The 2,702-nt window shown below is 55.1% G+C and carries 2 protein-coding genes; one reads left to right on the top strand and one right to left on the bottom strand.

What is annotated here, in order from left to right:
* Positions 1 to 196: 196 nt before the first annotated feature.
* Complete coding sequence (locus KM934_RS12560; RefSeq protein ID WP_215760947.1) at positions 197 to 343, bottom strand: hypothetical protein; 147 nt, start codon at positions 341 to 343, stop codon at positions 197 to 199.
* Between the two features lie 196 nt (positions 344 to 539).
* Between KM934_RS12560 and KM934_RS12555 the strand changes: the two genes are divergently transcribed.
* Entirely contained in the window at positions 540 to 1,988 is a 1,449-nt protein-coding gene (locus KM934_RS12555) for a TIGR02452 family protein (RefSeq protein ID WP_215760946.1), read from the top strand.
* Positions 1,989 to 2,702: the final 714 nt, after the last annotated feature.

Genomic DNA, 2,702 nt, shown 5'->3' with positions numbered 1-2,702 from the left:
GGCTGGCAGCGTAAAACTGCTTAGCCTTTATCTCAAATTTTAACGAACTATTGATCATTAGTGTCCCGTTAAAATTGGGACCAGTTAAATATTAATCAAATAGCCCCGGAAAGAGGGGGCCGCTCAAGTTCCGTCGTACAATTCCCATAACGCTTATATTCAACGCTTTAAGATGTTTGTATAGCTGTTGGAGCGATTAGTATTCGTCCTCGTTGTAATAGAAGTTTTCCGAGCGGAATGGATCCGGTACATACTGTGGACGGTGCTCTATATGGAAGCGGTTGTATTTCACATAGGCGGCGGTGCCGTTCAGCTCCATAAACTCGTTTTTCCTCTGAGCCACATTTGTTCAAAATGAAAAAAAACGGCAAGATAGCCAAAATAGTTCATTGGAAAATAGCTTAATTCAGGATGAATTAGTATTTTTGCTGAACCCAAAAGGGCAATTTTGTCGAAATGAAAGATCTGTTAAGAGGTTAAACCAAGTTCTTCTCCTAACCAAGACATTAAAGTAATGTATTCTATAATTCTACAAAACCATGAACACTACCTATCGTGAACGCATAGAATCCACCCTTGTTGAAACCCACCGCGAAGGCATCGACAGTGTCGTTGAGTGGCTGGGCGAGAACCATTTCTATGATGCACCGGCCTCGGTGACCCACCACAACGCCTTTCAGGGTGGCCTTGCCAAGCACTCGTGGGAGGTCTATTGCCAAGCCATGGCGCTGAGGCAAGCCTCCGACCATCGGGAGGCGATGGCCCCCGAGAGCGTAGCCATCGCCGCGCTGCTCCACGACGTGTGCAAGGCCGACAATTACCAGTTCGACAGCAGCAACCCTTACCACATCCTCACGCTCAACGACAATAGGGCGAAAGGGCACGGCGAACGGTCGGTGCGCATCCTCGAACGCTTGGGTCTGGCCATGAGCCATGAGGAGCGAATGGCCATCCACTGGCACATGGGCGAGTTCGAGCTGTCGTCGGGCGGCAGTGAGCAAGACTACGAGGAGTCGGTCCGCATCCCCCTATGCAACCTCGTTCGGCGCGCCGACGGCTATGCCGCATGGCGTAACACATGGGACGCCGGCGCGTGGCGTGCCTATTTCGAGGAGCGAAAGAAGCAGGGCGACACACGCGGTCCGCGGCGCCAGGTCTACGCCTCCACGCTCATGCTGGTTAAGCGGGGCCGTTACCACACAGCGTCGGGGGGCTTGGTAGAGCTGGGCCGCATCATCAACCCACAGGCCCAGGCCGACAACGTCTTTGTGGACCACGAGATAACGCTCCGGCCATCGCTCGAGCGCAACAGCGGTGAGGTGCGCATCGCCGTGGTCAACGACGATTGCTTGGCCTTGGCGCGCCGTCTCCATGCCACGGATTCCACCGACGACATCTGCGTGCTCAACATGGCGAACTCGCACAGACCCGGCGGTGGCGTGTGGGGTGGGGCGGGAGCCCAGGAGGAATACCTCTTCCGCTGCACCGACTACTATCGGTTCCTCTACCAGTATGCCAACCACTTCGACCCACGGGCATACCATGTGCAGCGCAACGCCTACCATCACTATCCGTTAGACCCCCTCTACGGTGGCGTCTACTCGCATGGCGTCACCGTGTTTCGCGACACCGAAGCCAACGGCTACGCCCTTCTCGACAGTCCGGTGCGGCTCAATTTCGTTGCCGTGGCCGCCTTCCCTTTCAATGAGCGCTGCGACGCCATACCGCAGCCGTATGTGGAGCCCACCAAAGACAAGATACGCCTCATGCTACGCCTGGCCGCCAACAACGGGCAGCGCCGCCTCGTGCTCGGCGCCTTCGGGTGTGGCGCCTTCCACAACGAGCCGCACCACATGGCCCAGCTGTTCAGGCAGGTCATCCACGAAAGCGAGTTCCAGGGTCTCTTCACCTCCATCAGCTTCGCCGTCATCGAAGACCACAACTCAACGAACAACTACACTGCCTTCCGCGACGTGCTGGAGGGATAGCAGTCACACCTTCGTTAACCCCGATGAGCCTCGCCAACGGCGGAGGGTGCGAGGCCAAGGCCAATCGTCTTGGCCCACCGCCTACGGCGCTGGCCTCGGGGTCTCGTGTTTTTTGATAAAAGCACCCCGCATGGTATCTGTGCTTATCTGCGATCCGTGGGAGAATAAAAACATTCTGCCTGTTCTTTAGCGCATTGTGCGCTTAGTTGTCGCCCACAGATCCCGCAGATTTCCACAGATTTTTCGCATATTAAGAGCGTGTGGCACTCTCCTTGTCCCTGACAACCCAAGCGGGCTGAAAGCCCAATGATCTCCATAGCCCAGGGCAAGCGAAGCGACACCCTGGGTAAACCGATGCGTCACGTCACGCCCTGCAAGGGCAAGAGTCCACACAACATGCTCTGTTTCAACGCATTTGCCCTTTCATGGCGCAAACTACACGGCACTTTATATCCAGGGCCTTCTTGCTTAGGCAAGCGGCAGAGCCGAGCGGCCGCTGTGCTGAGAGCTTCTGCTCCTTCCGGGGCGTTCCGTCTTGACGACGCATCCTTTGTTCAACAAGAAGAGGAACCGTCAAGTTGGGCGGTTAGCAATGCCCAGGATGATGACCAATAAACCAAAATTTCGATGGGCTTATGCGAGATTGTTATGTTTTATATTTATTGGAGTTTCTGATTTAGGGAAGACGGGCTGAATTATCGTGCAAACCGAATG

Source organism: Hallella faecis, from assembly GCF_018789675.1.
Taxonomy (GTDB): domain Bacteria; phylum Bacteroidota; class Bacteroidia; order Bacteroidales; family Bacteroidaceae; genus Prevotella; species Prevotella faecis.
Note: the sequence above shows the minus strand (reverse complement) of the source record. Positions and strands in the feature narration are given on the sequence as shown.